At 48.3% G+C, this 23,675-nt stretch carries 16 protein-coding genes; 14 read left to right on the top strand and 2 right to left on the bottom strand.

Translation table 11 applies throughout. The features are described 5' to 3' along the window. The first annotated feature begins 53 nt into the window (after positions 1 to 53). The 10 genes from BGP76_RS08985 to BGP76_RS08940 all read left to right on the top strand — a co-directional run bounded on the left by BGP76_RS08985 (position 54) and on the right by BGP76_RS08940 (position 13,913). Positions 54 to 1,175, top strand: a complete 1,122-nt coding sequence (locus BGP76_RS08985) for a mandelate racemase/muconate lactonizing enzyme family protein (protein ID WP_119844953.1) — start codon at positions 54 to 56, stop codon at positions 1,173 to 1,175. 20 nt (positions 1,176 to 1,195) lie between these two features. Then, complete coding sequence (locus BGP76_RS08980) at positions 1,196 to 2,224, top strand: aldose epimerase family protein (RefSeq protein ID WP_119844410.1); 1,029 nt, start codon at positions 1,196 to 1,198, stop codon at positions 2,222 to 2,224. An 81-nt stretch (positions 2,225 to 2,305) separates the two neighbouring features. Then, the gene (locus BGP76_RS08975; RefSeq protein WP_119844409.1) at positions 2,306 to 3,307 is read left to right on the top strand and encodes an L-rhamnose/proton symporter RhaT; all 1,002 of its coding nucleotides are present in this window, start codon (positions 2,306 to 2,308) and stop codon (positions 3,305 to 3,307) included. 39 nt (positions 3,308 to 3,346) lie between these two features. Then, the gene (locus BGP76_RS08970) at positions 3,347 to 4,579 is read left to right on the top strand and encodes a glycosyl hydrolase (protein ID WP_252737015.1); all 1,233 of its coding nucleotides are present in this window, start codon (positions 3,347 to 3,349) and stop codon (positions 4,577 to 4,579) included. Positions 4,580 to 4,734: 155 nt separating this feature from the next. After that, positions 4,735 to 6,774, top strand: a complete 2,040-nt coding sequence (locus BGP76_RS08965) for a beta-galactosidase (RefSeq protein ID WP_221409866.1) — start codon at positions 4,735 to 4,737, stop codon at positions 6,772 to 6,774. Between the two features lie 154 nt (positions 6,775 to 6,928). Beyond that, positions 6,929 to 8,995: a CRTAC1 family protein gene (locus BGP76_RS08960; RefSeq protein ID WP_158584185.1), complete on the top strand. Its 2,067-nt coding sequence runs from the start codon at positions 6,929 to 6,931 to the stop codon at positions 8,993 to 8,995. 12 nt (positions 8,996 to 9,007) lie between these two features. Beyond that, positions 9,008 to 10,168 (top strand): hypothetical protein, encoded by a 1,161-nt coding sequence (locus tag BGP76_RS08955; RefSeq protein WP_099598945.1) that lies wholly within the window; start codon positions 9,008 to 9,010, stop codon positions 10,166 to 10,168. Positions 10,169 to 10,178: 10 nt separating this feature from the next. Beyond that, a complete protein-coding gene (locus BGP76_RS08950; RefSeq protein ID WP_119844407.1) occupies positions 10,179 to 11,717 on the top strand; it encodes an arylsulfatase in 1,539 nt (512 codons plus the stop codon). Further along, positions 11,714 to 13,114, top strand: a complete 1,401-nt coding sequence (locus BGP76_RS08945) for a sulfatase (RefSeq protein ID WP_119844406.1) — start codon at positions 11,714 to 11,716, stop codon at positions 13,112 to 13,114. Before BGP76_RS08950 ends, BGP76_RS08945 begins: the two co-directional genes overlap by 4 nt. Then, positions 13,062 to 13,913 carry a c-type cytochrome gene (locus BGP76_RS08940; RefSeq protein ID WP_147407434.1) on the top strand — a complete coding sequence of 284 codons (852 nt, stop codon included), beginning with the start codon at positions 13,062 to 13,064 and terminating at the stop codon, positions 13,911 to 13,913. The genes BGP76_RS08945 and BGP76_RS08940 overlap by 53 nt, the downstream gene beginning before the upstream one ends. 30 nt (positions 13,914 to 13,943) lie before the next feature. Here the strand turns inward: BGP76_RS08940 and BGP76_RS08935 are convergent, their stop codons facing one another. Next, positions 13,944 to 15,302 (bottom strand): T9SS type A sorting domain-containing protein, encoded by a 1,359-nt coding sequence (locus tag BGP76_RS08935; RefSeq protein ID WP_158584181.1) that lies wholly within the window; start codon positions 15,300 to 15,302, stop codon positions 13,944 to 13,946. Positions 15,303 to 15,549: 247 nt separating this feature from the next. Beyond that, complete coding sequence (locus BGP76_RS08930) at positions 15,550 to 16,578, bottom strand: LacI family DNA-binding transcriptional regulator (RefSeq protein ID WP_119844404.1); 1,029 nt, start codon at positions 16,576 to 16,578, stop codon at positions 15,550 to 15,552. A gap of 153 nt (positions 16,579 to 16,731) precedes the next feature. On the opposite strand from BGP76_RS08930, the gene BGP76_RS08925 reads away from it, so the two are divergent. From BGP76_RS08925 to BGP76_RS08910, 4 genes are read left to right on the top strand one after another with little or no spacing between them, the layout of a single operon-like run. Further along, entirely contained in the window at positions 16,732 to 18,387 is a 1,656-nt protein-coding gene (locus BGP76_RS08925; RefSeq protein WP_119844403.1) for a sodium:solute symporter family protein, read from the top strand. A gap of 1 nt (position 18,388) precedes the next feature. Beyond that, entirely contained in the window at positions 18,389 to 20,665 is a 2,277-nt protein-coding gene (locus tag BGP76_RS08920) for an FAD-dependent oxidoreductase (protein ID WP_119844402.1), read from the top strand. Between the two features lie 2 nt (positions 20,666 to 20,667). After that, entirely contained in the window at positions 20,668 to 22,398 is a 1,731-nt protein-coding gene (locus tag BGP76_RS08915; RefSeq protein ID WP_221409865.1) for a glycoside hydrolase family 2 protein, read from the top strand. Next, the gene (locus BGP76_RS08910; protein WP_119844400.1) at positions 22,385 to 23,665 is read left to right on the top strand and encodes a family 43 glycosylhydrolase; all 1,281 of its coding nucleotides are present in this window, start codon (positions 22,385 to 22,387) and stop codon (positions 23,663 to 23,665) included. The genes BGP76_RS08915 and BGP76_RS08910 overlap by 14 nt, the downstream gene beginning before the upstream one ends. The last annotated feature ends 10 nt before the right edge of the window (positions 23,666 to 23,675 follow it).

Genomic DNA, 23,675 nt, shown 5'->3' with positions numbered 1-23,675 from the left:
GTCGGGAGTCCATGATATATGGGCTCCTGACTATTGCCTATAGACTTTTCAAAATGAGCAAAATAAAAAATATCAAAGTACGGCTTTTTAATGTCCCACTATCTGAGGTGCTGTCAGATGCCAAGCATGGTGATCATACGCACTTCGAGTTGGTGACTACTACGATCACACTAGAGGATGGTAGTGAAGGTACGGGCTATACCTATACAGGTGGCAAAGGAGGGCACAGCATCAAGGCGATGCTAGAGCATGACATAGCACCTGCTCTGCTAGGCAAGGATGGTACTGCCATTGACGAGATTTATGATTTCATGGAGTGGCACATTCACTACGTGGGTAGAGGTGGGATTGCTTCGTTTGCGATCTCTACGGTGGACATAGCGCTATGGGACATCAAGGGCAAAAAGACAGGCCAGCCCCTCTGGAAAATGGCTGGTGGTGCGGGGCATACGTGCGAGGCATATTGCGGCGGGATCGATTTGATGTTTCCCCTCGAAAAGCTATTGAACAACATGAAGGGCTACCTCGCAGCAGGTTTCAATGCCGTCAAAATCAAGATAGGAAGAGAAAATCTCGACGAAGATATCGCGCGCATCAAGGCAGTACGCGAATACATCGGTCCAGACGTGACCTTCATGGTGGATGCCAACTACTCGATGAGTGTAGACAAGGCCATCGAGTGCTCCAAGAGGATGGAGGAGTGTGATATCACGTGGTTCGAAGAACCGACGATTCCGGATGACTATTTGGGCTTTGCCAAAATTGCAGAGGCAACCAATGTGCCTTTGGCGATGGGAGAAAACCTACATACCATCCATGAGTTCGAATATGCATTTGAGCAAGCCAAACTAGGTTTCATTCAGCCAGATGCATCCAACTGTGGAGGCATCACAGGGTGGCTCAAAGCGGCCGAACTGTCCAGAAAATACAACACACCTGTTTGTTCGCATGGGATGCAGGAACTACACGTGAGCTTGGTGTCTGCGCAGCCCAACAGTGGGTGGCTGGAAGTGCACAGCTTCCCAATAGATGAGTACACCACTCGTCCATTGATAGTAGAAAACCACAGAGCTGTAGCTTCAGATGAGCCAGGGATAGGAGTCACTTTTGAGTGGAACAAGTTGGAACCATACGAAGTGAAGAGTGCACTGGTGCCTTATTCGGGGCATGTGTAGACATTGAAACAAAGTATGATATGAAAGTAGAGAAAAGAGTATTTGGGAAATATGAAGGTGAGGACATCGAGCAATATGTCTTGTCCAACGACCAAGGAATGAAGGTAAAGATCATTACCTACGGTGCAACGATCAGTTCGATCGAGCTGCCTACAGCGGATGGTCATGTCGATGTGGTGTGTGGGTTCAATTCGATGGAAGGATACCAGTCTGAAGCCTATTTGGCGAATGCCCCTTATTTTGGGTGTACGGTGGGTCGATTTGCTTCGCGCATCAAGGATGGTAGATTCTCTGTGGATGGAATAGAGTATAGCGTCGCGACCAATGATGGCTCCAATCACTTGCATGGAGGTGTCAAGGCTTTCAACAAACGAATATGGAAAGGGGAAGTCATCGATGGAGGTGTAGCGATGAGCCTTTTTAGCCCTCACATGGAAGAGGGATTTCCTGGCAATGTGCAAGTCACCGTGCAGTTCGTGCTCAATGAGGCCAACGAGCTGTCCATTAGTTACCATGCTACGACGGACCAAAAGACACCACTTTCTCTCACCAATCATTCGTATTTCAACCTGTCGGGGTTTCAAAAAACGATTGAAGATACCCAAGCAACCATTTTGGCAGATTGCTACCTGAAACCAGACACAACCAATGTACCCAACGGGGAACTGGCGTCTGTGGTAGGGGATCCGTCGGATTTGCGTGAAGGAAAAAGGTTCAGCGAGGCACTTGCTCAGATGGAGACTGGATTCGAGCATTATTATGTGTTTGATGAAAATACGGAGCTACGTAAGGTGGCGATTTTTGACGAACCAGCCACTGACCGCAAGTTGGAGATATTGACGACCGAGCCAGGCATGTTATTTTATTCTGGTTATTTCACCTCCGATGCGCTGCATCGTGAATCGGGAGAGCAGTACGGTAGATACCGTGGCTTTTGCTGCGAGACCCACCGCTATCCCAACGGCCCGAATATAGCAGGAGCTCCAGAAGTATTTGCGACAGCAGGAGCACCATACAAGAGCCAGACGGTGTACAGATTTGATTTTTAATAAATGAGAACCATGAGCCATGACTCATAGAAGCAAGAGAGAATCTTGACTCTTGATTTTTGACTCTAAAATCTAAAGAACATGATAGAAGGAATACTATGGGCCGTATTGGCCGGACTGATGCTAGGGCTGTATGCCTTGCCAGAGAAATTTACCAAGGATTTCGAATTTGAAAACACTTGGAGTTTGTTTTTTGCCATCAACACTTTCGTGGTACCCAATGTAGCGGCATTTCTACTGATCGATGGGTTCAGTGAAGTGCTGGCAGCCATCCCTACGGGCATACTGATCGGCATGGTCGTAGCGAGTTTGCTATGGGGTATTGGCGTGATGATGTGGGGCAAGGCCATCAACCATATCGGTTTGTCACTCGGTTTCTCTCTTTTCATAGGGACGATCATATTGGTGGGGTCATTGATACCATTCGTGATCAATGGACTGCCAGAGAGGCCAGTCTTTGCGACGATCATGGGAGGGATATTCGTGGTACTCGTAGGGGTAGTGGCCAATGGCAAAGCGGGTATTATGCGCCAAGCCGATGAACAAGGAACCCAGGAGAAAAAGGGCTCGATGGCTACAGGTATTTTGATTGCTGTGGTGGGCGGGTTGCTCGCTACAGGATTCAGCTATGCCAATACCGTCGGAGGAGCTGTCATTCATGAGGCGGTCATCACGCAGGGCAATCCCGAATGGATGAGTGCTGTAGCGGTGATGTATGTGATCTACATGGCTGGAGGAGTAGCCATCGCAGTTTATTTCATCCAGCAGTTGACTGCCAAGAAGCTGTGGTCAAAATTCAACTCACCGAGTTTTGGTAGAAACGCAGGGTTGGCGACCGTGATGGGGATACTCAACTTCGCGGCATCTGCCGGATTTGCGTATGCAGCTTTCAAACTCGGTAGTACAGGGGGGACAGTAGGATACGCTATATTTAATACCGTATCGGTAGCCGTGGCGATAGTCAGTGGCTTGATCACCAAAGAGTGGATCAATGCCTCTTCCAAATCAAAAAATGCCCTGTATTTGGGATTGACCTGCATGATCTTGGGTATTGTGATCGTAGCGATTGGCAATGGTCTGTAGGCATAAGAGATGTAATTAGGGAAGATAAATTAGAACATAATGAGCAAAAAAATGGGATTACAAAAGATAGCAGTAGCGCTGATGGTAGCAGCAGGGTTGAATGCCTGTCAGCCACCGGTGGCCGAAAAAGATTGTGACAAGATTGTTATCACTCCAGAAAAGGTAGACTTCTTGGGGATCACAGACACGACACACCTGAGTGCAGCATCCAAGCGTGCACTGAGGTGGCCCGATGAGTTGACCAACGAGTGGTTTGGTGAGTTTGAGCAGTTCTATCTCCAAGGAGACTTGGCTTATGAAGAAGGAGTGGTTCGTAGAGACCCAAGTGCCTTGATTAAGGTCGATGGCAAATATTTCGTATGGTATAGCAAGAGTGTCGGTCCGACAGACGGTTTTGCCGGAGATATCGAAACCGAAAAGGTGTTTCCATGGGATAGATGTGATATCTGGTATGCAACGTCCGAAGACGGCATCACCTGGAAAGAAGAAGGAATGGCCGTCGCTCGTGGCGAAAAAGGAGCCTATGACGATCGTTCAGTATTCACCGTCGAGATCATGGAGTGGGAGGGGATGTACTACCTCAGCTACCAGACCGTCAAATCCCCCTACAACGTACGGGTAAAAAATCAAGTCGGTCTGGCATGGTCTGATTCTCCTCATGGCCCCTGGACGAAAAGCAAAGAACCAATCCTCAGCCCTGCTGACAATGGCGTCTGGGCAGGTACCGAAGACAACCGATTCAAAGTGGAGAAAAAAGGGGATTTTGATAGTCACAAAGTTCATGATCCATGTATTTTGCCATACAAGGGCAAGTTCTATCTCTACTACAAAGGAGAGCAAATGGGAGAACAAATTACTTTTGGCGGACGCCAAATCAGACATGGTGTCGCCATCGCGGACAACCCAAAAGGACCCTATGTCAAGTCGCCGTACAATCCGATCTCCAACAGTGGACACGAAATCTGCGTATGGCCGCACAAGGGAGGGATTGCTTCGCTGATCACCACTGACGGCCCAGAAAAGAACACCGTACAGTGGTCTCCTGATGGGATCAATTTTGACATCATCGCCTCCATCCCTGCTCCACCACATGCAATAGGACTGGATAGAACCAAAGATACCGAAGAGCCATTTGCAATTTTCGGTTTTGGTCTCACACACGAGTATGTGTCCTATGACTACCAGTGCATCAAAGGGTTCAGAGGCAAAAGAAAAACGACCCATGTAGGCAAAGGAGAGGCTGGCTCTACGAAAGGGAGTGACGAGAAATAAGTAGTTTGATTTAGTAATTGTTGCTGCCTCACTCGAGGTAGCAACATTTTTCCAATCCGTATAAAAGCACTCAAGTGTATTTTCATAAAACCATTTCAATACCCAAACTATTTTTGGTAGCAGCCATGCTGTGGTCATCGTGCGCTGATCAACGTATGACAAATAGTGACCGTACCAGTTTGTTGTTTGACGCACAGGGCAGCCTAGATACCTCACGCCTGCAAGTGTCGGGACTAGACTATCAGTTGATCAATACAGACGGTGGAGAAGGTTTACGCATCCGTACCAACGAAGAAGTAAAAGGGCAATTTTTGACGCTACGCAGTGCGGCAAACCAACCATGGGAGTTGGGGGATACATGGCAAGTCCAGGCCTTGGTTTCCAACATCGGCAGTGAGCCCATGCAGGCAGAGATGTTTGTAGGCAATGATCCCGATGGTCTTGTACGCTGGTACTGTTCGGACTATATCGACTTGGTGCCAGGCCAAACGGACACGATCACGGTCAACCTAGCGTGGACGCCATGGATCAACGAACCCACAGTTCCTCTTGTCGGGATGCGTGGAGCTCCAGGCATGACCAAAACCGATTTGGCTAAAATTCAATCGATACAGTTCAGGCCTAGGTATGCGACTCGTGAGACCGTATTTGTGCTGCACGATGTGTGGGCTGTAGGGTCACTACAGTCGCATTCCTCCGAATCATTTTTACCTTTCATTGATTCATTTGGTCAATACAAGCATCAAGATTGGCCAAGCAAAACGCACAGCACACAAGAGTTGAAAGACAACTACACCCAAGAGATCGAGACAATGAGTGCCTCGAAATCAGGATGGATATTTGATCCATACGGGGGCTATGCTCAAGGGCCACTACGCAAAGCTACTGGCTTTTTTAGAGTGGAAAAGTATGAAGGGAAATGGTGGATGGTAGACCCAGAGGGACGTTTGTTTTGGAGCAATGGACTCAACTGTGTCAATGCCAACATGACATTGACAGGTATAGATGGGAGAGAGGACTATTTTGAAGGGTTACCCACCGAACTTGAGCCTTTGGGGCAGTTTTACAGAGCTGGTACTTGGGCCTCCCATGGTTTTTACAAGGACAAAATACCTTTCCAAGCTTACAGTTTTTTGGAGGCCAACCTCTACCGAACATTCGGTGATACATGGAAAGAAGAGTTCCTTGATTTGACACACAGACGTATGCGATACTGGGGGATGAATACGCTCGGCAATGTGTCCGATGCACAACTCAAAGCACAACAACGAACACCCTATGTCGGTACTGTCTGGATTCGCAATACCCCCAAAATCGAAGGGTCTGAGGGGTTTTGGGGCAAGTTTCACGATGTGTTTGATCCTGCGTTTAGGCTCGCAGTGCGTGACAACATGGCTTCACAGCGACAGGGTGCAGGTGATCCATGGTGTATGGGCTTTTTCGTGGACAATGAAATGTCCTGGGGATTGAAAGGTTCTTTGGCTATCGCTGCGCTCCATAGCCCAGCTACTCAAGCTTCCAAAATTGAGTTTGTCAAGGATCTTCAAGAAAAATACATCGACATCAAAGCATTGAATGGCGCATGGAAGACGGATTATGCCTCATGGCAGGATTTGCTAATTCGCCAAGAGCATGAGGGATTGGAAAATGCACAATCCGATTTGAATGCGTTTTATGGGAAGATCGCTGAAACTTATTTTCGAATAGTGAGCGAAGAGCTTCATCGTATCGCTCCCAATCAGATGTACCTAGGCTGTCGTTTTGCCTGGGCCAACAATGACCTAACGGTGGCTGCTGCTGCGGAGTACTGCGACATAGTGAGTTTCAACAAGTACGAGTACAGCATCGCCAATTTGAGCCTGCCGACTGAGATAGATCGCCCCATCATGATCGGAGAGTATCACTTCGGAGCGACCGATCGCGGACATACGCATCCTGGCGTGAAGGTGGCCAAAAACCAAGCCGATAGAGGACACAAGTATGCCGAGTACATCCGTGGTGCGCTAGCCAATCCACAGATTGTCGGGGCACATTGGTTTCAGTACACGGATCAAGCGGTGACTGGACGTGAGGACGGAGAAAACTACAATGTAGGGTTTGTAACCATCACGAATACGCCCTACCAAGAGTTGGTGGATTCGGTGCGGATGGTCAATCATCAGATGTACCAGAGACGATTGGGTTCAACTGAGTAGGTGTCATATCAAGCAGTAGAAGAGAAATAGAATGTCAAGAAATAGCCAGATAGTAATTGTAGTTTTTTGTTTTTTAACGGCGTGTGCCGCACCGAATTCCAACCCAATCCACCTAGAGCAGGTCCTCCCTGTGGAGGGCCTGACTCTACCTGCTATGCAAGTAGAAGTAGCTGGACACTACCGTGTCGTGTGCGAAGTAGAGGCGTTGGAGCGAGAGGCAAGGTTGAGTATGTTGGAGGGAGAGACGGTGCTTTTGGATCGGGTCAGTATTCCAGGCCTAGGGCTACACCAGGTGGATGTGGTCTTGGCACGTAGACTTACAGCAGGAGAGCATAGGTATACCCTTCGGGCAAATGGTGGAACCCTTCGAATCAAGAGCCTAGCCTTGCAGCGATATGAAGGTCCGGCATTGCCTCGTTTTGTAGATATCTCTACAGCTGCGGAGTTTGATACGGAGCTGACCTGGAAATATGGGGGACCCAGTGTAGCAGATATCGATGGGGATGGAGACTATGATTTTGTCCTCAACAACCATGACAAAGTACCCGCTCAGGTGTTTTGGAACCAAGGCAATGGCACTGTCATAGAAAATGAAAAGCCGCTCATTCGTTGGGATGTACACGGTACTGCAGCGGGAGATTATGATCGAGATGGAGATTTGGATATCATCGTGGCACAGGGAGGTGGCAATGGCACAGCTCCAGCACCACCCCATTTGTTTCGAAACGATGAAGGGGAGTTTGTCGAAGTGACCCAGGAGGTAGGTATCACGCAAGGGGCACGTGGACGCTCGGTGCGATGGATTGATATGGATTTAGATGGAGATTTGGATCTCTTGATGATCAATGCAGGCCAAATCATCCACGAAACTGGACCAAGGAATTTTGTGTATGAAAACAAAGGAGATGGAAGTTTTACCTATTTCAGTAGCCCAGAGATAGAGCATGCCGATGCTGAGCGTGTCTTGGTGACTGATCTCAACGGCGATAGTTATGACGATTTAGTGTTGTTTTCACCACTGTCTCTGTGGTTGGGAGATGGAGACTTGACTTTCACGGAAGTATCAGAAAAAATGCTACCGAAAGGCTACCAAGGAATGAAGCTGATTACTGCCGCGGCACCTGTGGATTATGATCGAGACGGAGATTTGGATATTTATTTGACGCGAGGCAAGGTTTACTATGAATTAGCCAATCAATCCTTGGATTTTGATGCTATAGCGGGGACAGTGGATCTCAGGGACGATGGAAGTGAAGGTCGACGTGGATTGACTTTTGAGACGGAGGGCGATCTGATATTGGAGGAGTTCTTTCATTGGTACAGAGGATATGATGGAGCGTACCCGATCTATCTAGGGAGAGAGAAGCTGACGATGGACACACCGACGGAGGCAATTGTACTACAGCCTGAGCGAGCAACAGGCTGGCCTGATGATCGTCGTGCCAATGGATGGTATGTGGGCTACTTGGGTGAGGGGAAGTGGCAGATGGAATGGGTCAAAGACGCGAATATATTCTGGGGGATGCGGATGTCTCTGGGTGGTGTGAAGACGGTCCATACCGATTGGGCTCCACAGAATAGCAATGTACAGGATGTACTGTTGCGCAACGATGGGGAGCAGTTTGTCGAGGTAGCTACAGAGACGAATATCCCGAAGGGTGGCAATCACCAAGGCGTGACAGTGGCGGATTTTAACAACGACGGGTATGACGACCTCTTTGTCTATCGATTCGGGATGCTGCGTCAGCGGGTAGAAGATCTCCTACTGATCAATGATCAAAATGGACACTTTGTACAAGTCATGAGCCATGGGGCACAAGATTGGGAAGACCCTGGACACGGAGACATGGGCCAGGCGTTTGATTTTGACTTGGATGGTAAAATTGACATGCTCAATGGGAGTGATAACCCTGGTCGCTGGTACCTCTATGGCAATCAAACAACCAAGCTGGGTGGTTTTGCACTGATTCATGTAGGCTATAGTCCTGTCGGACAAGTAGACCCTCTCTCTGCTGTAGTGGAGATCGAGACGGCTAGCGGTACTCAAAAAAGAAGAGTGGCTTCTGCGGGAGCTATTCACTCACAGAGTTTGCTCAACATAGTTCACTTTGGTTTGGCAGAAAACCAATCAATCGATAAGCTGACTGTGACATGGCGCAATGGCGAACAAATAGTACGGACCAATCAGGTAGTCAATCAAGTCATCAAATTGGGATTGTAATAGAGAGAAATAATGAAAGGGAGTAAGGGAATATGGGCAATTGCTGTGGGACTCATGTTGTGGTCTAGTGTGCTGTATGCAGCAGATTTGAATGTGACCAGTGGTATGGATATTGAAATTTCTACGAACGAAACCTATGACAATATCACCATCAGTGGAGGGAGTTTGACTATAAAGGCTGGAGCAGCGGTCTCTGTCAATGCAGAGGTCAATGTGCAAGGAGGAGGAGGTCTTACTGTCGAAAATGGAGCATCACTGGAGTGGTTGTCATTTGGAGCGATGAACTTGTATCAAAATGTCCATCTCTATGGTACAATTGTTCTCAATGGAAACCTGCACCTCAGTGCCACTGGGCATCTGGTGGTGTACGATGGAGGGAGCCTGGTACAGACAGCTGGGACCTCAGTCAATTATGGTGGAGTGACTGTGCTCAGTAGTGGTGTCGCTAGTTTTTCTGGGAATTTCGACAACAAAGGTACAGGCAATCTAGCCTTAGATGGTGCTGCGTCTTTTGATAGTGACTTGATCAATATGGGGACGGTAGATGGCTCAGGTAGTGCACAAGTAGATGGTACGACTAGCAATTCAGGTGTTTTCTTTGGGTCGACTGACCCAAACCCAGACTGTAGTACAGCTTGTTCACAATCCTCTCTGCCAGTGGGGTTCGATTCCATGGAGCTTCGCTTTGCAGGTGGAGTGCATACACTCCTCTGGTCTGTGTATTCTGAGACCGACAATGCATTCTTTACCGTCGAAGTTTCTGAAGAAGGCACGATATACGACCGATTAGTGGTCGTTGAGGGTAGAGGAACAAGCAATGTACCCAAGACGTATCGACATGTATTGGTGTCAGGAGTGAGGGGACAATATATTCGTTTGAGTCAAACGGATTTTGACGGTACGACAACTGTCCTTCGAGTACTACAAACAGATGCGGGGCGGCAAGAACAAGAGAACGTAGCGTTGTATCCGACATGGGTGAGGAATCGAAAACCTATTCATGTCAAGGGGGCAGAAGAGACCGATAGTTGGAAACTCGTCGGTAGAGAGGGACAGGTGCTAGAGCATGGATACTTGGATCAAGATCGCGTTTGGTTAGAGACACAATGCAGTGGGGTGTACTTTTTGATTATCGGAAAGCATCTACCACAGAAAATTAAGATTGGATATTAAATTGAGAAGGATGCAATACAGATACATCAAAACATTTATTCTACTCGCCGTGGTTGGGGGCTTGGTTTCCTGTCAAGAGCAAGTGCAAAAAAGAACGATAGTGGAAAAACCCAACATCGTCATCTTCTATGTAGATGACTTGGGCTATGGAGATGTTGGCTGCTATGGAGCCAAGGGGGTGCAAACACCCGTAGTGGATCGACTGGCTGCACAGGGCTTGCGCATGACAGATGCCCATAGTGGGGCGTCTACTTGTACGCCATCGCGTTATTCGCTGTTGACGGGGCGATATGCTTTTCGCAATCAAGCTGCCGTGTTGCCCGGTGATGCGCCATTGTTGATAGATACAGTACAGATGACCTTGCCCAAGTTGCTCGGGCGTGCGGGCTATCGCAGCGCAGTAGTTGGCAAGTGGCACTTGGGCTTGGGCAATGGCAACATCGACTGGAATGGATCGGTATCGCCTGGTCCGTTGGAGATAGGTTTTGATTACAGCTATTTGTTGCCTGCCACGGGTGATCGAGTACCCACGGTGTACCTCGAAAATCATGAAGTGGTGAATTTGGATCCAAATGACCCGATCAGTGTGTCCTATGGAGCGCCCATTGGCGACCGACCGCTAGGATACGAGCATCCTGAATTACTGCGCTATGGAGCGGATCGTCAGCATGGCGAAACCATCGTCAACGGCATCAGCCGCATAGGCTACATGGCTGGTGGCGAAGAGGCACTTTGGGTAGACGAAGAGTTTCCAGAGGTGCTCAATCAAAAGGCGATCAATTTCATCCAGGAGAGCAAGGATGATCCTTTCTTTTTGTTCTATTCATTTCATGACATCCACGTGCCCCGTTTACCCAATGAGCAGTTTCAAGGTGCCTCTACCATGGGTGTGAGAGGGGATGCGATCGCGCAAATGGATTGGACAGTAGGTCAGATACTGAATGAAATCGAGCGTTTGGGATTGGCTGAGAATACCTTGGTGATTTTCACCAGCGACAATGGCCCAGTGCTCAACGATGGTTATGACGATCAGGCCGTCGAATTGCTCGGTGATCATCTACCTGGCGGCATATACAGAGGAGGCAAGTATTCTGCTTTCGAAGCGGGCACGCGTGTACCGACGATTGTTTACTGGCCGGGACAGGTGCAGCCTGCCGTGTCAGAGGCACTTTTCACGCAAGTGGATCTCATGGCTTCTTTGAGTGCGCTGGCTGGTGTACAGGCTACAGGCAGCGAACTGAGCGACAGTCAAAACCAACTGGAGGCCATGCTTGGGCGCTCGGCGCAAGGGCGAAAGTACATGCTCGAAGAGGCGTATACCATGGCAATTCGCAGCAAGGATTGGAAATACATCGCTCCGGTGCCTGCTGACAAAGCCTATCCCGCGTGGCTAAAGGATAAGGACGTGGAAGGGGGAATGGATACCATCCCACAGCTCTACCATGTAGCCAATGACCCTAGCGAACAGGTAAACGTCGCGGCACAAAACCCTGAAGTAGTAGCCGAGTTGACCAATGAATTGAATGAGATATTGAAAGACAACCTATGAAATCGCTAAGGCGAATAATGGGAGCCTATGGCCTGCTCGGGTTTTTATGTTTCACTTACCCGACGGTATATGCACAGCCCAATGTGCTGCTGATATTTTCAGACGATGCAGGCTATGCGGATTTTGGATTTCAGGGTAGCGAAGAGATCAAGACGCCAAATCTGGATCAGTTGGCCACCGAAGGTATGCGTTTTGAACAGGCATACGTGTCTGCTGCCGTTTGTGGGCCGTCTAGGGCTGGGCTGCTGACAGGGAGATACCAGCAGCGATTTGGCTATGAGGAAAATAACGTGCCGGGATATATGAGTACGTCTTGTTTGCCTGATGACATGATGGGGCTGCCCTTAGACCAAGTGACTGTTGCCAATTATCTGAAGGAACAGGGTTATCGTACTGGACTGTTTGGCAAATGGCATTTGGGCAATGACGATCAGTTTCACCCCACCAAACGTGGTTTTGATGAGTTTTATGGTTTTCGTGGAGGTGCGAGGAGCTACTTTGAATACAATGAGGAGCATCCCAATCACCGTCAAGAAGATTATTTGGAGCGTGGTTTTGGCAATTTTGAGGAGTCTGAAAAGTACTTGACGGACGCCTTGGCTGATGAGACCATCGCTTTTATGGAACGCAATCAGGATCAGCCATTCTTTGCCATGTTGTCATTCAATGCGGTGCACACACCGATGGAAGCCGACCCCAAGGACTTGAAGGAGTTCCCAGAACTTACGGGCAAACGACAGCAACTGGCAGCCATGACTTTGTCGATGGATCGTGCTTGTGGTCGCGTGCTCAAAGCGCTCAAAAAACTCGGGTTGGAAGACAATACCCTCGTGGTTTTTACCAATGACAATGGCGGCCCCTCAGACGCTAATGCTTCCAATAATGCTCCGTTGAGTGGCACGAAAGCCAACCACTTGGAGGGAGGTATTCGTGTCCCGATGCTGATGCGTTGGCCAGGTGTGATTTCAGCTCATACGACTTATCCTTTTCCGGTGAGTACCCTCGACTTATTGCCGACATTTGTATCGTTGGCAGGCGGTTCGGTGGATGAATTGAAGCAGTTGAATGGGGTTGATTTAAAGCCTTATGTCAGTGGAGAAAATCAAGAGCGCCCCCACGAGGTACTGTATTGGAAGAAGGAAAATAGAGGAGCCATACGCGTAGGCGATTGGAAAATGTTGCGCTACCCTGATCGTCCCGCCGAGCTCTATGACCTTTCTAAAGATGATAGTGAAATGAACGATTTGGCCAATCAATACCCTGACAAAGTACGCGACATGTACAAGCAGTTGTTTGCTTGGGAATGCACGCTAGATAGACCTAAATGGCAACTGAAACGCAAATATGAAAAGGATGCGATGGAAAGGATGGATGCCTATCATCAAGATCAAAAGTGATTATATGACAGTGAAACAAAGGGCTGCTCTTGTTATTGTCGCTTTTTTGAGTTTTGAGGGATGCGGTTCTATATCATACAAAGCGGAGGTGGTGCATACCAAACCCAAGGCTGTACAACTCATGCTACGAAATGACTGTTTCGCCTGTCACAGTGTAGTGGATCGTGTAGCTGGGCCTCCTTATTTGGATGTGTCGCGTCGCTATCTCAGTCCAGATGCAGCGCTGAAAAAACGTCTCGCCAATAAGATCGCCGAGGGAGGAGGAGGATTGTGGTATGGTGGATACATGTCACCACACCCACTGCTCAAACTTGAGCAAATTGACGCGATGGTGGATTGGGTTTTAGCAATCCACAGCATGGAACAGACATGGTTTCAGCAGTGTACTCCTCAGCAAGTCTCCGATTGGGATCTAATGGAGAGTGGGAGATTTCGAATGGAAGTATCGACGAATGGAAACTCCGAAGTGCTTCGCTCTGGTCATGGCGATCAAGTCTGCTTTTGGGGTGCGAGGGCTTTTGCATCCTTGGAGGGAAAGATGGTTCAGGTCAGTGGACAGGTAGAAATCAAGGTGCCTGGCAAGTACCTCTTTCGCTTGCACAAAACAGGTGTTGGATCTCTCAAAATCAACGACCAAGTCGTCATTCGAGAAGATGTCACAGATCATGAGTACATCAAGGAATTGTCAGAGGGAAGTTATTCCTTGGTGCTCAACTATCAACCAGTCAGTGCTAGCGATACTCTGATTTTGAGTTGGATGACCCCAAGTGCTGAGTACTTTACAGTGATCGGACAGTAGCAGATGGACGGTTGGTCTTTGGTCCAAACGTCACCTTTTGACAAAGGTCTCCGTGGTGCTCTGACCATCAGCAGTCCAAATTCGCAAGAGGTAGGTTCCCTGTTGTAGTCCGGACAAGGGAATGTCGGTTTTTTGGGAGTTTGGAGTGATTTGTAGTTGTACTCTACCACTTAGGTCATAGATTGTCGCCTTACGGATGACTTGACCATCAGCAGATAGGTAGAGGTTGCTGTCGGCAGGGTTTGGGTAGACTTGGTAGCCCAGTCCTTCGTCCTTGTTGGACAATACAAAATCAGGGTCTTCTATGGGTTTGTAGACTCTGATCCAATCTACTTTCATCGTGTTTTTGTCTGGATCACTGAGGTCATCATCATTCGGTGTTCGTCCAGCTTCTACGTGCCAATCTTGAGATTCGACATTGATGATGATGTCCAGTTCTTTGGTGAATCCCTGTCCATTTTGATAGTCGTAGGGGTCGATGACGCTGGTGTTGGAGAGCGCACTTGCTTCACTCAGTGTAGCAAAAGAATAGCTGCTTCCCGTGGCATATTCAGTTACTTTTTGATAGCCGTTTTCAAAATCCAATTGACCGTCCGTCATGCTAGGGTAGGTATAGTGCCAAGTACCATTGATGTTGCTAGCAAAGGCTTTGTCATACAGCACACGGACCAATACTCCGTCGATGTAGTACTCGAAATGTTTGGGTCCTATCCAGTTGACTCCTACGCGCACATAGGTACGATCCCCTTCATTCCAGCAGTATTCTCCCCAGCTGGTGACTCCATCGGTTCCCCACCAGCTGTTGCGGTCTCGGGGTTGGTAGTCTTGAAAGGGGTTGCGTATGAAAGAATGGTGACTCAGGTGAATGTATTGCGCAAAGAAGTCGTTGTTGCTCTGGGCACCTCCATAGCACTCGATGATATCGATCTCTTGCGTGTCATCTGGGCTCAATAGCCAAACATCCGAAGCGAGCGTGATGTTGGCCACACTGATACTTGATTCGACAAAGACGGGGTATTTGACGCGGTGATTGGATGTGATGCAACCTGCATTGACACCTGGCACACCCATTTTGGAGGTGCTGGGATTGCGAGACGATCGAATGACCAAATCATGTCCGTCGACTGAGACGTGGTTGTATTGCCAGTAGGTAGTGCCTGGTCCATCCCAATGGTTGTGGTAGAAGTTGTACCACTTGTCATCTCCAAAATTCGTTTGCTGGTTTGCCTCATCAAAGGTGTAATTGAAATCATCCGAAGCGTTGGACTGTAAAACCCACTTGTTGCCTAGACCCGCCTCGGCAGGAACAGGGATACTTGCCCAGTCTTGGGTTTGAGATATGAAACTCCCAAGGATAAATAGTATTGTGAAAAGTGTAGTTTTTATCATAACAATAATTTAGTCTAGTATTCAATTCAAAAAAATGCTGTGTAGGCTTGGGTGGGTTTTTCAAATTTATCCTGATCATCTTGCAATACCTACTTGACACAACTAGACAAAAACTATACGAACAGTTAGTTTTACCTATTTTGAGTAGGAATTTTTGAACAGGAGAGAATTTTTCAGGAAGGGTATTTGGGATTTTTCGTCCATGTTGATCATAGGCTATGTGGTCAAGAAGATGATTATATTTGACTCAATATCGCAGATCCTGAGTCACCTGAATAGAAGAGTCTCGGACGTTGAGATGACCGTCGAAGGTGATGGTCTGGGGGGGATTGAATCCATGGTCGATCTGGCGCAGTAGGAGTTCTGCTGCACTGGTCCCCATCTCTATGGCGGGTTGAGTGATACTGGTTAGTGGGGGGTAGACTAGAGCGGCCATGGGGGTTTCGGTGCAGCCGACGATGGCTACATCCTGCGGTATTTGTAGGCCGTGCATGCGCAGTGCTTTCATTGCGCCGAGTGCTACGGGATCATTGATGCAAAAGATCGCCTCCGGCAGGTCATCGGATTTGACGAGTTGGTTGATGGCCATCTCTCCTGCTTCGGGTGTGAGTCCAGTATGGATGACACGGTATTGGTCGGTCGTGTAGTGATGTTTGTCCATGGCTTTCAGAAAGCCCGCCATGCGCTTTTTGCTCACCGAAAAATCAGGTGCACCGGACAAGTGGTGTATTTTTCGGTAGCCCTGTCGGATCAAATGCTCTGTGGCAAACAGACTCCATTTATAATCGTCGAAGATCACTTTGGTGCCCATGAAGCCTGCGCTGATCCTACCTAGAAATACCAGAGGGATGTTTTTACTGAGAAGTTCTTTGAATAGCGAGCTGTTGTCATGTTCGTTGATAGGACATATGATAATACCGTCCACGAAATTATCGATTAGTGTTTGGATGTTGTTACGCTCTAGTTCGGAGTTTTCGTCGGATTGCATTACGAGTACCTGGTAGCCTTTGGCGATCAGTACCTGCTGCACGCCGATGATCACTCGTGCATAAAAGTCGTTGATAAACTCCGGAACGATCATGCCGATATTGAGCGATTGACGTTGACTGAGCTTTTGGGCAATGGGATTAGGACGGTAGCCCAAGTCTTTGGCAACCTGAAGAATACGTGCTTTGGTTTCGGATTTGATGTCATACTTGTCGTTAAATGCTCTTGAGACAGAGGATATGGATACGCCCAGTTGACGAGCTACATCTTTGATAGTCACGTGTTTCATGCCCCAAAAGTAGAATGGTATTATGGGTTTTCGGAAACGTTTCCGGAAATATATAGCTGTTTCGGAAACGTTTCCAGAAATAAAATGGTCGACGGAATGTCATTTTTTGTGTACACATCACATCTTGCTACACGATTAACATATGAAAAGACTATGGGTGTACTGGATTTAGGGGTTATATTGGTATTTACCATTCTGGTATTTGCTTGTGGAATGAGTTTTTTCCGTTCGGGAAAAAGTGTACAGTCTTTTTTCGCCGCAGGAGGTGCGTTGCCTTGGTGGATGAGTGGCTTGTCTCTGTTTATGAGCTTTTTCTCGGCGGGTACTTTTGTCGTTTGGGGTTCTATCGCCTATAGTAGTGGCTGGGTAGCAGTGATGATCCAGTGGACGATGTGTCTGGCTGGGGTGTTGGTCGCATTGTTTGTAGCACCTCGCTGGCAGCGTACCCGAGCATTGACAGCTGCAGCCTATATCACAGGTCGCTTTGGACAAGAGGTGCAAAAGGTCTATACCTACTTGTTTTTGCTTATTAGCATGTTCACGACTGGGGCGTTTCTGTACCCAGTGGCCAAGATCGTAGAGGTGTCTACCGGACTACCTATTTATACCAGTATCATTTTTTTGGGCGTATTGATTTTGATTTATACCGCTGTAGGCGGCTTATGGGCAGTGATCGTGACGGATGTACTACAGTTTGTGGTATTGTCGGCAGCTGTGATCATCATGGTGCCGCTATCACTGGATCGAGTAGGTGGATTGAGTGGTTTTGTGGAGCTCGCACCTGCTGATTTTTTTGCCTTGACCAGTGGTGAATATACTTGGGGCTTTTTGTTGGCTTTTGGTTTGTACAATCTTTTTTTTATCGCGGGTAACTGGGCTTATGTACAACGTTATGTAAGTGTATCTAGCCCTCGTGAAGCTAAAAAAGTTGGGTGGTTGTTTTCGGGGCTCTATCTGATCAGTCCCATCATTTGGATGCTGCCGCCTATGATTTTCAGGGTAATCAACCCAAGCCTCGACGGCTTGGCTGATGAAGGTGCCTATATGCTCATCAGTAAAGCGGTGATGCCCGCAGGTATGCTAGGCTTGATGCTGGGCGGGATGGTCTTCGCCACGTCCAGCTCGGTCAATACTACACTCAATGTATCTGCCAGCGTGATTGTCAATGACTTGTACCGCTACCTGTTTCCCCAAGCTGATAATAGCCAATTGGTAAAGGTCGGTAGAATATCTACTGTACTGCTGGGTATCATTACTATCATTGTCGCGCTGCTAGTACCTTATATGGGAGGGATTGTTCAGGTGGTGATGGGGCTGGCCGCTGTGACGGGTGGTGCCATGTTTTTGCCACCCCTTTGGTCGCTCTTTTCTAAGAGGATCATGGGCAGTAATGCCCTGCTGGTTACGGTAATCTCATTACTGATCAATGCTTTTTTGAAATTTATCATGCCGCTAATCACGGAGTTGTCGCTTAGTCTTACTCAGGAAATGGTCGTTGGTGTGGGGCTACCAGTGGTGTTGCTTTTGATCAATGAAGTCTGGAGTCGACGGGAGGCTATGCCTGCTGTAGTATTCAATGAAAATACGACTGAGGCCGGTGAGATAAACATAATTGATGAGGAAGACGAGGAAAAGACCGACGATAATAATCGCTACGGTCAACGGGTAATAGGTACAGGCGTGGCGGCCATAGGCTTGTTGATCGTTTTGTTGAGTGTGCAAACGAGTACAGCGGTGTTGCTGGTCGGAGGTACGGGACTGACGGTGATGGTATTGGGGTCAGTTGTTTTTTTAAAAAATTTGGATTGAAATGATAGTAAAGAAATTTGAGAAGAAGGAGCGATCATTACATCATGAGCTGGTGGCAAGTGATTTAGTGATCATAGGAGGTGGAATAGCAGGTGTATGTGCCGCGATCACAGCAGCCCGCAAAGGGATCAAAGTAGCGTTGGTACAGGATCGACCTGTACTTGGAGGCAATGCTTCGTCGGAGGTGAGACTGTGGATACTGGGGGCTACCTCACATATGGGTAACAACAACCGTTGGTCGCGAGAGGGAGGAGTGATGGATGAAATTTTAGTCGAAAACATGTACCGAAACAAAGAAGGCAATGCCGTCATCTTCGATACCATCTTGCTAGACAAAGTGATGATGGAAGACAATATTCAGCTGTTTCTCAATACAGCCGTGTACGAAGTTACCAAAAAGGACGAACGCAGCATTCAGTCGGTCAAAGGATTCAATGCACAAAACTCCACCTCCTATATCTTCTCAGCACCCCTGTTTTGCGATGCGTCGGGCGATGGGCTGGTGGCTTTTCAGGCGGGAGCGGCTTTTCGCATGGGGGCAGAGACTAAAGAAGAATTTGGGGAGTTGTTTGCTCCCGACGAGACTTACGGTGAACTGCTGGGACACTCGATGTATTTTTATAGTAAGAGTGCTGGTCAGCACGTGAAATACCGCCCACCGGCATACGCCCTCAAGGACATCAAAGAAATACCGCGCTACAAGCTGATCAGCAAGACTGATATGGGCTGCCGTTTTTGGTGGTTTGAGTACGGAGGACGTACAGACACCATTCACAAAACAGAAGAAATTAAATATGAGTTGTGGAAGGTAATCTATGGTGTATGGGATTACATCAAAAACTCTGGAGAATTTGATGATGTGGACGATCTGACATTAGAATGGGTCGCTACTGTGCCTGGCAAACGGGAGAGCCGTCGCTTCGAAGGGCACTACATGCTGCGGCAACAAGACGTGATCGAGCAGCGCAGCTTCCCTGATGCTGTCGCGCATGGTGGTTGGGCTCTGGATCTTCATCCTGCCGATGGCATTTACAGCGACCAGTCAGGCTGTACGCAGTGGCATGCCAAGGGAGTGTACGAAATCCCGTATCGCAGTTATGTGAGCAAGGACATTGAAAATTTGTTTTTGGCAGGGCGTATCATTAGTGCTACGCATGTGGCCTTCGGGTCCAGCCGGGTGATGGCTACATGCGGTAATGGCGGACAGGTAGTAGGTATGGCAGCTGCGCTTTGCAAAAGAGATGGTGCAAAGCCCGTACAGCTGTTGGATTCGTCGCGTATGGTTGAGTTGCAAGATGAACTCAACCTGATCGGCCAGGCGATTCCTCATGTGCCTTTGCGGAAAAATATTAATAAGTTGAACACCTCTACGGTGACTGCTTCATCGTCACTGACACTGGATCATCTGCCAGGTACTGATAGTTGGGTGACGCTATCCATTGCCGTGGCACAATTGCTGCCGTTGGTGGCTAATCAGCTTTACCAATTTGCCATCAAGGCAAGGGCCAAAGAGGCTACAAATCTGACAGTACAGTTGCGTACATCGTCCAAAATGGCCAATTATACACCTGATGTTGTAATAGAGGAGTTGGTTTTGTCACTACAGCCAGGTGAACAGCGATTGTCATTCGCTTTTGACGCTACGCTGGATACAGCGCAGTACGCATTCATTACCTTCCTGTCCAATGACCTAGTGGCTTTGCAGGAAAGCGATCACCTATATACAGGTATGATGAGGGTTTGCAATGGAGAAAACAAAGCAGTGTCCAATACAGGCAAGCAGACCCCTCCCGACGGTATAGGGATCGATGCCTTTGAGTTTTGGATACCCAAAAGAAGGCCAGATGGGAAAAATCTGGCTTTATCGGTGAGTCCGGGGATTGATTTTAGTACGCAGTATTTGGGCAATGGGCTTACGCGTCCCTGGCTTCAGGCTAATGCTTGGGTAGCAGATTTGCAAGATGTCCAACCCACGCTGCGGATCGAATGGGACTGTGTACAAATTGTCTCTGAGTTGCGCTTGTTTTGGGACACAGACTATGACCATGCGATGGAGTCCACGCTGATGGGACACCCCGATGACGTCATGCCGTTTTGCGTGCGTCAGTACAAGGTATATACTTTGGAAGGACAACTACTGACTGAGGTGACAGACAACTATCAAACGCTTAATGTGGTACAGTTGGATGCGGTTGTGCAGACCAAGGGGTTGCTTCTCGAGGTAGCACATCCCTCTCCGTATGTACCTGCAGCATTGTTTGAAATAATTGTAAAATGAATATGAAAACACATAATATCTATTGGTTTTTTCCCATTGTGATGGTACTGAGCGCATGTAGCTCTCAGACGAATGTCGATCAATCACTGTCCCTCGACGGTACCTGGCGGTTTGTTGCCGATAGTTCACTGACTGAGCAGCAGGTTTTGATCGGTGAGATCACTTGGGACACCCTCGTCGTACCAGGCAACTGGGATACTCGCTCACGCTATGCTACTTACCAAGGCAAAGCTTACTATCAGAATACGATTGATTTACCCGCAGACTGGCAGGGTAAATCCATTCGCCTGCGTTTTGGAGCTGTGTATCAAACGGCTCAGGTGTGGCTTAACGGTATGTTGCTGGGAGAACATGTGGGAGGCTATACGCCGTTTGAGTTCAATATGACCGATCATATTGATTGGGGTCAGACCAATACAATCACCGTGATGGCAGACAACAGCTACCAACGTGGTGCTTGGTGGGCCTGGGGAGGTATTAGTCGTTCGGTGGTGTTGCATGCAGATGCACCGCGCCGTATCGTACGGCAGCAGATCACGGCCTTGCCTGATTTTGAGCAGGAGAAAATTTTCTTTTCCATCCAATATACCCTCGAAAATAACAGCAACCAGGAAACCACCGTGCAGATACAACCACACATTTCTACGGTTAAATCACAGCCCACAGCAGTCAGTCTGACTGTCCCGGCTCAACAAAGAGGGCAAATCGACACACAGTGGGAGGCCAATCTAGACGACTATCAATTGTGGGAATTGGAGTCACCGACTCGCTATCAACTGACCAGCGAACTGATGGTAGATGGTCAGCTGGAGGATGTAGTGGTCGATCGTTTTGGCATCCGTCGAATAGAAGCCAAGGGTGAGCAGCTATTGTTCAACAATCGCCCCTTGCGTGCCAATGGCCTCAATCGTGTGCACGACCATCCGGTTTACGGTAATACCGAACCTGATCATTTGATTGCTGCTGATATGCGGGATATCATGATTTTGGGTGGACGATTTTCTAGGCTGATGCATGCGCCACTGGCCGAAAATTTGCTGGATCTGTGTGATAGCCTGGGTTTTTTGCTCATCGAAGAGATCCCTGTGTGGGGTGCTGACGACCAGCAGACCTTTGCTGACAATCCGCTGACCAGACAGTGGCTCAAAGAACTCGTAGACCGAGACTACAACCACCCCTCTGTGGTGGGATGGAGTGTGGGTAACGAACTGCGTGATTCGATCCCAGACTGGGGACACAAGACTCTCACACCGGGTCAATTGGCGTATGTCAATTCGATGCTCGCTTACCTCGCCACGCTCGATAGTACGCGCCTCAAGACCTATGTGTCGCTGACGGCCTATGGTAGCCAAACAAACCGAGACAACGAACCTTATGAACTACTCGATCTAATTTGCATTAATAGCTATGGCGATGCGCAAAATGCTGTACAGCAGACGCATGAGCATTTTCCGGGCAAACCGATATTTTTCTCCGAGATAGGACGCACACAGATTGGCCCAGTTCCCGATGGGGCTTTGAGTGAGGCACTCGTGACGGATTTGGAGGCATTGCGAACACTGCCTTATTTGGTAGGCGTGTCGCTGTGGAGCTACAACGACTACCGGAGCAATTATCCCGGCACGCCCGATTCAGGCTTTCGCGAATGGGGAGTAGTGGATGAAAACAGAAAGAAAAAACAAGCCTACGGGCAATTGAAAGAGATTTACGCCAAGTGGAATGACAAAAAATAACAGAATACTACAATTAATAGTCGCAGCAGGAGTGTTGGCGATTACACTTTGGGCTTGTGGGCTAAAGCAGGAAGCACCCGAAGAAGTAGGCGGATTCCCTTGGGATATCCCTCAGACGCGTCCAGATCGCCCACTGAGTGAAGCTATGGAGCGACTCTATCGTGAGTACCGCACGCCACGTCCCGAGGACAATGAACTCTACACTAGCTTTGCCTATACAAAGCTAGAGGGCTTTGACTACAACGGGGGAGATGGTACGATATCCAGAAGAGACCCCTCCAAAGTGATCAAAGAAAATGGCAAGTACTATGTGTGGTACACCAAAAGACATACGGTGGCTCCACCAGTAGGCTATGCCAATGCCGATCAGTCGACTGACGAAATTCCCTCTGCAGATTGGGACTTGGCGGAAATATGGTATGCCACCAGCGTAGATGGGGTTACCTGGCAGGAGCAGGGAGTCGCGGTGCCCAGACCACCCAAGCCGGAGGTAGGATGGAGGTCGGTTTCTACGCCAGATATCTTGAGATTCAAAGGAAAGTATTACCTCTACTATCAAGGGTTTATGGAGGCCAGTGGCAAAAAAGGAGATCATTGCCCTGTAACGGCTTCATATGCCGATTCCCCCGATGGTCCTTGGACGCCCGTGAATAAAATTGTGGTAAATAACGGTGCCACTGGTACTTGGGATCAATATTCCATTCACGATCCGTATCCATTGATTTACAAAGGGAAAATCTACCTCTACTACAAGGCGGCTTTTGGCGACAGACCCGATTACCTATGTGTGAATGGACTGGCCATAGCGGAAGATCCTCTGGGGCCTTTTGAAAAGCACCCGCTCAATCCCGTGCTCAATTCCGGTCATGAGACGGCTTACTTCCCCTTCGAGAAAGGGGTTGCAACACTGGTTATCAGAAATGGTAATGAAAGCAATACCATCCAGTATGCTCCTGATGGGGTTAATTTTAAGATCGCCTCAGTATCAGCGCTGCTGCCCATCGCAGCTGGCCCTTACATACCCGATGCTTTCGATAGCCGAGGCAATGGACGGGGCATCACTTGGGGTTTAGCACACTTTACCAATTATGGAAACGACTGGACCAAAGATTACTCACGACTGGGGCGCTTTGATTGTGATTTAAGTCTCGATATAGATGACAAAGGATTGAAAAAGACTATGACTGATTTCAGACCCGAGGTTTACTTTTCTAAAGGACTGACTGCGCAGCAAAAGGACAGAATATTCGGCAACAATAAAGACTAAGATTATTATG

Origin of the sequence: Reichenbachiella sp. MSK19-1 (assembly GCF_003590315.1) — a bacterium.
Taxonomy (GTDB): domain Bacteria; phylum Bacteroidota; class Bacteroidia; order Cytophagales; family Cyclobacteriaceae; genus Reichenbachiella; species Reichenbachiella agariperforans.
The sequence above is the reverse complement of the archived record's forward strand: the minus strand, read 5'-3'. Positions and strand labels throughout refer to the sequence as shown.

Coding starts and splice junctions, on each gene's coding strand:
- BGP76_RS08985 (WP_119844953.1), top strand. CDS start 54: ATGAGCAAAATAAAAAATATCAAAGTACGGCTTTTTAATGTCCCACTA.
- BGP76_RS08980 (WP_119844410.1), top strand. CDS start 1,196: ATGAAAGTAGAGAAAAGAGTATTTGGGAAATATGAAGGTGAGGACATC.
- BGP76_RS08975 (WP_119844409.1), top strand. CDS start 2,306: ATGATAGAAGGAATACTATGGGCCGTATTGGCCGGACTGATGCTAGGG.
- BGP76_RS08970 (WP_252737015.1), top strand. CDS start 3,347: ATGAGCAAAAAAATGGGATTACAAAAGATAGCAGTAGCGCTGATGGTA.
- BGP76_RS08965 (WP_221409866.1), top strand. CDS start 4,735: ATGACAAATAGTGACCGTACCAGTTTGTTGTTTGACGCACAGGGCAGC.
- BGP76_RS08960 (WP_158584185.1), top strand. CDS start 6,929: ATGCAAGTAGAAGTAGCTGGACACTACCGTGTCGTGTGCGAAGTAGAG.
- BGP76_RS08955 (WP_099598945.1), top strand. CDS start 9,008: ATGAAAGGGAGTAAGGGAATATGGGCAATTGCTGTGGGACTCATGTTG.
- BGP76_RS08950 (WP_119844407.1), top strand. CDS start 10,179: ATGCAATACAGATACATCAAAACATTTATTCTACTCGCCGTGGTTGGG.
- BGP76_RS08945 (WP_119844406.1), top strand. CDS start 11,714: ATGAAATCGCTAAGGCGAATAATGGGAGCCTATGGCCTGCTCGGGTTT.
- BGP76_RS08940 (WP_147407434.1), top strand. CDS start 13,062: ATGAAAAGGATGCGATGGAAAGGATGGATGCCTATCATCAAGATCAAA.
- BGP76_RS08935 (WP_158584181.1), bottom strand. CDS start 15,302: ATGATAAAAACTACACTTTTCACAATACTATTTATCCTTGGGAGTTTC.
- BGP76_RS08930 (WP_119844404.1), bottom strand. CDS start 16,578: ATGAAACACGTGACTATCAAAGATGTAGCTCGTCAACTGGGCGTATCC.
- BGP76_RS08925 (WP_119844403.1), top strand. CDS start 16,732: ATGGGTGTACTGGATTTAGGGGTTATATTGGTATTTACCATTCTGGTA.
- BGP76_RS08920 (WP_119844402.1), top strand. CDS start 18,389: ATGATAGTAAAGAAATTTGAGAAGAAGGAGCGATCATTACATCATGAG.
- BGP76_RS08915 (WP_221409865.1), top strand. CDS start 20,668: ATGAAAACACATAATATCTATTGGTTTTTTCCCATTGTGATGGTACTG.
- BGP76_RS08910 (WP_119844400.1), top strand. CDS start 22,385: ATGACAAAAAATAACAGAATACTACAATTAATAGTCGCAGCAGGAGTG.